This is a genomic window from Allobosea thiooxidans (genome assembly GCF_900168195.1).
GTDB classification, from domain to species: Bacteria; Pseudomonadota; Alphaproteobacteria; order Rhizobiales; family Beijerinckiaceae; genus Allobosea; species Allobosea thiooxidans.
The window spans coordinates 100,089-108,269 of the sequence record NZ_FUYX01000016.1; the positions used below are offsets into that span (position 1 = coordinate 100,089).

Sequence of the window (8,181 nt, forward strand, 5' to 3'; positions counted from 1 at the left end):
CTCAGTCTCCTGTCTTGCGGTGGGAAGGCGAAGTCGAGGCGGGGACGATGCCGCGCGCGGCCCTGATCAGCCCGGCGCCGAGATAGGCGCCTGCATCGGGCACGCCCGGAAGGGCGAAGAAATAGCCGCCGCCGACGGGCTTGATGTATTCCTCCAGCGGCTCGCCATCGAGCCGCTTCTGCACGGCGATGAAGCTGCGCTCGAGATCCTGCTGGAAGCAGATGAAGAGCAGCCCCATGTCGAGCTGGCCGGCGCGGGTGACGCCGTTGGAGTAGTTGAAGGGCCGGCGCAGCATGCGGCTGCCTTCTGTCTCCGGCCGGCGCGGATTGGCCAGCCGGATATGGGCGTCGAGCTTGGTGCGCTTGCCTTCGGGATCATCGGCATAGACGGGTTCGTCATATTCTTGGCTGCCGCCGATCGGCGCGCCGCTCGCCTTCTCGCGGCCCATGATCGCTTCCTGCTCGCCGAGTGGCGTGCGGTCCCAGCGCTCGACGAAGTTCCGGATGATCCGGACGGCCTGATAGCTGCCGTTCACGGCCCATTCCGGTTCGCCGGAGCCGGGCTGGACCCAGACGAGGTGATCCATCAGGGCTTTGTCGGCGGCGTCGGGATTGGCGGTGCCGTCGCGGAAGCCGAGCAGGTTGCGCGCGCTCTCCGCCGGTTCGCCCTGCCTGGGCTTGAGGACAGGAACGCTGCCTTCCTGCTTCCAGCGCAGCAGCAGGAGGTCGGGCGCGTTCTTCAGTATGTCGCGCAGCGCATGGATATTGGTATCGGCGGTGTTGGCGCAGACTTGCAGCAGCAGATCGCCATGGCAGAGCGCACCGTCGAGCGCGTCGTTGCGGAAGCGCTTCATCCGCTGCAGGTGCTTCGGCTTCAGCGGTCTGAGCCCGAAGCGATCGTCGAAGAGCGAGGCACCGAGCGCGATGGTGACGGTCAGGTTGTCGGGGGCGATGACGGGGCCGAGGATGCCGCTGTCCGGCGGCGGGAAGCCCGGATCGGCGGTGGGCGCCGGCCCGCCCTCTGTGAGGAAGGCGATGCGCTCGCTGAGCAGCCGGAAGAGCCGTTCGAGTTCGTCGAGCGAGGTCGCGGTGACGTCGAAGGCGGCGACGAGACCGGTCGCCGGACGCGGCGTGACGATGCCGGATTGATGGATGCCGTGGAAGGGCTGGCGCTGCGCGGTCGTGTCGCTTTCGGGGGCCGCCGCAGGGTTCTGGACCGGCTCGCTTGCCGCCTGTGCCAGCGAGGCGCCGCCGAGAGCGGCTGCTCCGCCCGTCAGGAGCGATCGCCGCGAGGGTGTGAAGGTCCTGTCCGGAGGGGTCATGATCTGCGCTCCGCTTCGGGCAAAGCGAGCGCCTTGCGCATCGCCGAGAGGTCCTCGGCCAGCGCCTGCAGCGCGCCGCCCGGCTTGGCGTCGTTCGGCAGGGCGACGAGGACTGCCCTGGTCCGTGCCGCGAGATCGGGGTCGATCCGCGCCGCGAGCGGCACCAGCAGCTGCGCGATATGGCTCGCCGCCGCGACGTCCTCGGGCGAGGGCGCTTCGCCTTCCGGCGAGGACAGGAGGGTGATTGCGCCCGCCAGCATCGTGTCCGGCAGGACCGTGCGCTGGCCGAGCGCCGCGCGGAACGCTTCGGCTGCCGGCTTGGTCTCGGCGCCGGCGACCGCGCCATCCTCGGCAAGGGCGGCCCGCAGCCGGATGAACAGCGCTTCGAGTTCTGCGTCGCTGGCCGCCGCCGGGTGCAGGCTGGGCAGCAGGGCGGCCGTGTCGCGCCGTGCCTTCTCGGTGGCTGCGGTATCGCCCCCGCTTCTCGCCCGGTCCAGGACGTCGACCGCCGCGCCGAAGGCGGCCGAGCGCTCGCTCAGAAAGGCGCGGTATTCGGCAGCCGGACCGACCATGTCCATCAAGGTCAGGGCCGGGCGCGGCTGTGTCGCCGAGGCCTGCACGATCAGCCGGCCGCGGGGCGCGCTCAGCAGCCCGCAGGTGATGGCGTATTCGCCGGGGTGGAGCTGTGTCGTCAGGCGCCGCGACTGGCCGGGGGCGATGTTCTCGCGCTCCTCCAGCACCATGACACCGTCGAGGATCTCCCACTCCAGCACGCGCGCGCCGCGATTGGTCACGACGAAGCTGGCCTTTCCGGCCGGGACGGTCAGCGTCGAGGGCTCGCAGGTCCGGTCGGTGATCGCGACGGCGATGTCGGTCGTTCCCGCCTCGGCGGCGCGCCGTCCGCCGGTGCCGGCGGCATAGATGAAGGCACCGATGCCGCCGCAGATCAGCAGCAGCGTGCCGATGCCGGCAAGCCTGAGGCGCGGCGAGCGCCGGGCTTCGGCGCGGGGCGCGACGGCCGCCGTGTGCTCCTGCCGGTTTCCAGCCAGGAACAGGACGAGCATCGGGATCAGGAAGACGAGATAGGCGATGACCTCGCCTAGCGCCGCGCGCTCCTGATAGCCGAAGAAACCGGAAAGCACCGCGCCGAGCGCGCCGTCGGCCGGCAGCACCGTGCCGAGATCGTAGACGGTCTGCTGGAGGTGGTTCCACAGTCCGGCCTCGTGCAGGGAGCGCACGGCATTGGCCACGAGCCCGGCTGCGACGAACAGGATCAGGATGCCGGTCCAGCGGAAGAAGACGCGCAAATTGAGCTTCACGCCGAGCGCATAGATCGCATAGCCGGCCGCGGCCGCGAGGAGGAGGCCGAGCCCCGCGCCGAGCGCCGGCGCCCAGCCGCCGCTCTGCTGGAAGATCGCGAGCAGGAAGAAGACCGATTCCAGCCCCTCGCGGACCACGGCGAGGAAGGCGAGCCCGACCAGAGCCAGTCCCTGATGCTCGCCGGAGAGCGCCGCATCGACGCCGGCCTGCAGTTCGCCCTTGATCGAGCGGGCCGCCTTGCGCATCCAGAACACCATCGAGGTCAGCATCGCGGCGGCGATCAGCCCGACCACGGCCTCGAATAGCTCCTGCCCGCGCTGCGGCAGCTCGCCGGCGATGATGTCGAGCGCCGCCCCCGCGGCGAGGCTCACGGCGCAGGCCAGCCCGACGCCGATCCAGAGTGACGGCAGCCATTCGCGCCGCCCCGTCCTGACCAGATAGCTCGCGACGATGCCGACGATCAGCGCGGCTTCGATCCCCTCGCGGAGCATGATGAGAAACGGAACGATCACGGCGAACCAGCCTTGATGCGCGTCACGGGTCGTTGCCGCCCGTGGCGCAGATGCCCGTGCCTAGGCACCCCGGGCGCGCAGGTCAACCAAAACCGTTCAGTTTAGAACGATGATAAACTACTGAAATCGCTGATGTTCTTACTCCCGCATCTCGCGGGCGCCGCGTTGCCCGCGGGGCCGCCGGGGCCTCTCAGTGCCGCTTCATCAGGATCATCTTGTCCTGCGTCATGTCGTGCATGGTGTAGGGGATGCCGCCGGTGCCGTAGCCGGAGACGCGCCGGCCGGCGAAGGGCATCCAGTCGACGCGGAAGCTCGTCGGGTCGTTGATCATCACGGCCGAGGCTTCGAGCCGGTTCGCCGCCCGCAGCGCGACGTCGATATCCTGCGCGAAGATGCTCGACTGGAACGAGACCGGCAGGGAATTCGCGCGGGCGATGGCGTCGTCGAGATCGCGATAGCGATAGATCGCGACGGCGGGTCCGAAGATCTCCTCGCGCGAGATACGGGCATCCGGCTCCGGGTCGATCAGCACGGTGGGCTCCAGCGTCGTCTCGGACAGGCGCTTGCCGCCGGTGAGCAGCCTGGCGCCGCCCTTGACCGCCTCGTCGATCCAGGAGGCGACGCGGTCGGCCTCCTTCGGCGTGATCAGCGGGCCGACCTCGGTGTCCTTCAGGCTCGGATCGCCGGTGCGCAGCTTCTTCACCCGTGCGACCAGCCGCTCGGTGAAGTCGTTGACGATCGCGTCATGGACATAGATGCGCTGCGTCGACACGCAGACCTGCCCGGCATGGTAGTAGCCGCCCTTCACCAGCGGCTCGATGATGGTGTCGAGATCGGCGCTCCTGTCGACGATCGCCGGAGCGACGCCACCATGCTCCAGCGCCGAGCGTGTGCCGGGGCTGAGCTTGGAGTGCAGATACCAGCCGACCTTGGCCGAGCCGATGAAGCTGAGGAAGGCGATGCGCGGATCGGTGGCGAGTTTCTCCGCCAGCGCCGTCTCGGTGGGGACGAAGCTCTGGCACCAGGCCTCCGGCAGTCCCGCTTCATGCACGAGCTGGACGAAGTCGAGGCATGAGAGCGGCGTCGTGCCGGCCGGCTTGACGATGACCGGGCAGCCGGTGGCGATCGCCGGCGCGACCTGGTGGACGATCAGGTTGAGCGGGTGGTTGAAGGCGGAGATCGCGGCGACGATGCCGATCGGCTCCTTGGTGGTGAAGGCCCAGCGCCCATCGGCCGCGGCGGAGAGCCCCATCGGGATCTCGCGGCCGGCGAGGTTGCGCAGTTCGTCGGCGGCGTTGTGGACGCCGTCGATGGCGCGGTTCGTCTCGACGATCGCATCCGGCAGGGGCTTGCCGCCTTCGCGCGCGATCTGCATGGCGAAATGGTCGCGCTTGCCTTCCATCAACCCGGCGAGCTTGCGCAGGATCGCGATGCGCTGATGCGGCTTCAGCCAGCTGTCGCGGTTCGCGAAGACCTGCTGGGCGGTTTGCAGCTTGCGTTCCAGCGCGGCTTCGTTCTCGGTCTCGATCTCGCGGATCGGGGCGCGGTCATAGGCTTGAACAACCTGGAGCATGGTTTTCTCTCCTGTGGAACGCTGGCGTCATGCTTCCGAGCCCTCATCCTGAGGAGATCCGCGAGGGCCGTCTCGAAGGATGTTCCAGATGGTTCGGGAGCCTCCTGGAGCATCCTTCGAAACGCAAGCTCCGCTTGCTCCTCAGGATGAGGGCTTCGGCCGTGAGCCACTAAGCCAGATCGACGTCCGGCACCTTGTTGCGCAACTCCTCGACGAGGACGCGGGTGTTCTCGGAATAGTCGATCGGGCAGTCGACGAGATGGACCCCGCCACCCTTGAAGGCCGCGTCCAGCGTCGGCACCAGCGCCTCGGCCGAGGTCACGCGCGAGCCCTTGGCGCCATAGGCCTCGGCATAGCGCACGAAATCGGGGTTGCCGAAGGTCATGCCGAAATCGGGGAACTTGTCGACGGCCTGCTTCCAGCGGATCATGCCGTAGGCGCCGTCGTTGAGCACGAGCACGACGAGGTTGAGACCGAGCCTCACCGCCGTCTCGAGCTCCTGCGAGTTCATCATGAAGCCGCCATCGCCGCACACCGCCATGACGCGCCGCTGAGGGTTCAGCATCGCCGCCATCATCGCCGAGGGCAGGCCGGCGCCCATCGTTGCCAGGGCGTTGTCGAGCAGCAGCGTGTTGGCGACATGGGTGCGGTAGTTCCGCGCGAACCAGATCTTGTACATGCCGTTGTCGAGGCAGACGATGCCATCCTCCGGCATCGCCGCGCGTACGTCATGGACGAGCCGCTGCGGGGTCACCGGGAAGCGGTCCTCCTCGGCGCGGGCATTGATCTTCGCCAGGATCTTCTGGCGCAGTTCCAGCATCTGCTTCTGCTCGGGCAGCTTGCCTTCCAGCCGCTCGGCGAGCCCCGTCATCGTGGTACCGATATCGCCGATTACCTCGGCGTCGGGGTGATAGACCTGTTCGACGTTGGCCGACTGGTAGCCGATATGGACCACCTTCGGACCGCCGGCATTGCGCATCAGGAAGGGGGGCTTCTCGATCGTGTCATGGCCCACCGCGACGATCAGGTCGGCCGCCGCGACGGCCTCGTGGACATAGTCGCCCTCGGAGAGCGCGGCGGTGCCGAGATAGAGGTTGGAGCCGCCCGTCACGGCGCCCTTGCCCATCTGCGTGTTGAAGAAGGGCAGGCCGATGCGGCGCATGGCGGCCGAGAGCGGCTCGACCAGGCGCGGCCGGTTGCCGGCGGCTCCGATCATCACCAGTGGCCGCCTGGCGGCGAGGATCATCTCGGCGGCGCGGTCGAGCGGGGCTGCGGGCGCGACCGGCCGGTCGAGCGGGTGCACCGGGATCAGCGGGACGTCCTCGATCTCCTCGGCCGCCACATCCTCGGGCAGTTCGAGATGGACCGGGCCCGGCCGCTCTTCCATCGCCACGCGGAAGGCGTCACGCACGACCGAGGGTATGCTGCCGGGGCTGACGATCTGCCGCGTCATCTTGGTGAGCGGGCGCATCGAGGCGACGACGTCGACGATCTGGAAGCGCGCCTGCTTGGCGGTCATGATCGCCTTCTGTCCGGTGATCAGGATCATCGGCATCGCGCCGAGATGGGCATAGGCCGCGCCGGTCGAGAAGTTGAGCGCACCGGGGCCGAGCGTCGCCAGGCATACGCCGGGCTTCCCCGTGAGGCGCCCATGCGTCGCGGCCATGAAGGCGGCGGCCTGCTCGTGCCGCGTCAGCACGAGCTCTATCTTGGAATTGCGCAGGGATTCGAGGACGTCGAGGTTTTCTTCGCCCGGAACGCCGAAGACGCGGTCGACGCCTTCGTTCTCGAGCGCTTCGACCAGAAGATCGGAACCCTTCTTCATCGTCCGTGCCTTTCGCGGAAGCAGCCTCGCCGGACAGCAAGGCTAGGCCTTCGACGTAGGAAGGCAACTGGTTCCGCGGCAGGGCGCGTGACGCATGGCCGTCCTGTCGCGACGCGGCCCGGCCGGCCAGCCGGATCAGGCCGCCTGCTTCAGCGCGATCTCGAAGGGGGAGAGCGCCACCGTGCCGCCGCGCACCGTGGCCAGGGTGTTGCAGGGCAGGGCCTGCCAGCATTCGCGCGCGGCGTCGACCGGCTCGGATGCGACGACGACGCTGTCGGCGCGCGGGCAGAGATAGAGGCTCGGCGGCTTGGCGTCGGACGACCAGCGGACGGCATGGATGGTTTCGCCATCGGCAAGCGCCGCCGCGCAGCGCAGCGGCTCGCGCGTGCCCGCCTGCTCCATCAGGGCGAGCGCGTCGGAGAGGGCGGCGGCCAGCGCTTCGCCCGGCGCCATGCCCTCCTCCATGCGCGCCAGGGCGAGCAGGAACAGCGCCTCGGAATCGGTCGTGCCGGCGCGGGCGCCGTAGAGGGAATCCGGGATCAAAGCCTCCAGCCGCCGGCGGATCAGGCCGTAGCCGCCGATCTGGCCGTTATGCATGAAGAGGTAGCGGCCATGGACGAAGGGGTGGCAGTTCGCCCGCGTCGTTGCCGTTCCGGTCGCGGCCCTGACATGGGCGAAGAACAGATGCGAGCGCACCTGCTTGGCGATCGAGAGCAGGTTCTCGTCCGACCAGGCCGGCCTGACCTCGCGATACTGCCCCGGTTCTGCCCGTTCGCCATACCAGCCGACGCCGAAGCCGTCGCCATTGGTACCGGTCTTGGCCTCCTCGGCATGGAGCGACTGGTGGATCAGCGAATGGCAGGGCGAGGCGACGAGGTCCTCGAGAAAGACTGGCGCGCCCGAATAGGCGAGGAAACGGCACATCTCGGCCTCGAATCAGCCGGTGGGAGACGATGACGGGGAATATTCTTCTGCGAAGATGAATGCGGACATAATGATTTTCCGCCCCCTTCCGCGCTCCGGCTGTCGGGGCGGTCGCGACCGATTATTGCCGAAAAAACAGGCAGTCGCGTGCTTCGCCTTTCGTCCAATGGATAAGGGCGACACAGTCTTGCGTGGCGCGCATCCCTCCTATACCGATCCTGCGCGTAAACAGCGCATAATCAGATGCCCGGAGAGGTTTGTCCGGCGCATGGCGCCTCTCGACGGGAGCGGGAATGTGAAGGGCCTCCTCGCAGTCAGCCGTGTCATTGACGCGGTGAATGGCCAGATCGGCAGGAAGGTCGCCTGGCTGATCTTCGTGGCGGTGATCATCGCGGCCGGCAACGCGGTCATCCGCAAGATCTTCAACTGGTCGTCGAACTCGCTGCTCGAGCTGCAGTGGATGCTGTTCGGAGCGGTGTTCCTGATGTGCGCGTCCTGGACGCTGCAGGTGAAGGAGCATATCCGCATCGACATCGTGAACAGCATGCTGCCGCGGCGGGTGCGGCAATGGATCGAGCTGCTCGGGCACATCTTCTTCCTGATGCCGTTCGCGCTGCTGATCGTCTACCATTCGGTGCCGTTCTTCCTGCGCTCCTATGCGATCGACGAGCAGTCGCTCTCGGCCGGCGGCCTGGCCCAGTGGCCG

The 8,181-nt window shown here is 68.1% G+C and carries 6 protein-coding genes and 1 pseudogene; 1 reads left to right on the plus strand and 6 read right to left on the minus strand.

Annotated elements, in window-relative coordinates:
- Position 1: 1 nt before the first annotated feature.
- From efeB to B5Y19_RS22370, 6 genes and pseudogenes are all read right to left on the minus strand, one after another.
- Positions 2-1,321 (minus strand): iron uptake transporter deferrochelatase/peroxidase subunit, encoded by a 1,320-nt coding sequence (gene efeB / locus B5Y19_RS22350; protein ID WP_079592136.1) that lies wholly within the window; start codon positions 1,319-1,321, stop codon positions 2-4.
- Complete coding sequence (locus B5Y19_RS26560) at positions 1,318-2,385, minus strand: cupredoxin domain-containing protein (RefSeq protein ID WP_244555687.1); 1,068 nt, start codon at positions 2,383-2,385, stop codon at positions 1,318-1,320. The genes efeB and B5Y19_RS26560 overlap by 4 nt, the downstream gene beginning before the upstream one ends.
- Positions 2,368-3,153 (minus strand): annotated as a pseudogene (gene efeU, locus B5Y19_RS26565) (iron uptake transporter permease EfeU); the annotation flags it as partial. The gene B5Y19_RS26560 and the pseudogene efeU, both read right to left, overlap by 18 nt.
- Positions 3,154-3,343: 190 nt before the next feature.
- Positions 3,344-4,726, minus strand: coding sequence for an aldehyde dehydrogenase family protein (locus B5Y19_RS22360; RefSeq protein WP_055731087.1), 1,383 nt, complete (start codon positions 4,724-4,726; stop codon positions 3,344-3,346).
- Positions 4,727-4,895: 169 nt separating this feature from the next.
- Positions 4,896-6,551: an acetolactate synthase large subunit gene (locus B5Y19_RS22365; RefSeq protein WP_055731088.1), complete on the minus strand. Its 1,656-nt coding sequence runs from the start codon at positions 6,549-6,551 to the stop codon at positions 4,896-4,898.
- 135 nt (positions 6,552-6,686) lie between these two features.
- Positions 6,687-7,475, minus strand: coding sequence for a class II glutamine amidotransferase (locus tag B5Y19_RS22370; RefSeq protein ID WP_055731089.1), 789 nt, complete (start codon positions 7,473-7,475; stop codon positions 6,687-6,689).
- Positions 7,476-7,770: 295 nt separating this feature from the next.
- Between B5Y19_RS22370 and B5Y19_RS22375 the strand changes: the two genes are divergently transcribed.
- Positions 7,771-8,181: TRAP transporter small permease subunit (locus B5Y19_RS22375; RefSeq protein ID WP_079592142.1), on the plus strand; the 411-nt coding region annotated here is incomplete at its 3' end.

Excerpts from the sequence above, each read along its gene's own strand:
- B5Y19_RS22360 (WP_055731087.1), bottom strand. The coding sequence starts at position 4,726 with ATGCTCCAGGTTGTTCAAGCCTATGACCGCGCCCCGATCCGCGAGATC.
- B5Y19_RS26560 (WP_244555687.1), bottom strand. The coding sequence starts at position 2,385 with ATGCTCGTCCTGTTCCTGGCTGGAAACCGGCAGGAGCACACGGCGGCC.
- B5Y19_RS22365 (WP_055731088.1), bottom strand. The coding sequence starts at position 6,551 with ATGAAGAAGGGTTCCGATCTTCTGGTCGAAGCGCTCGAGAACGAAGGC.
- B5Y19_RS22370 (WP_055731089.1), bottom strand. The coding sequence starts at position 7,475 with ATGTGCCGTTTCCTCGCCTATTCGGGCGCGCCAGTCTTTCTCGAGGAC.
- efeB (WP_079592136.1), bottom strand. The coding sequence starts at position 1,321 with ATGACCCCTCCGGACAGGACCTTCACACCCTCGCGGCGATCGCTCCTG.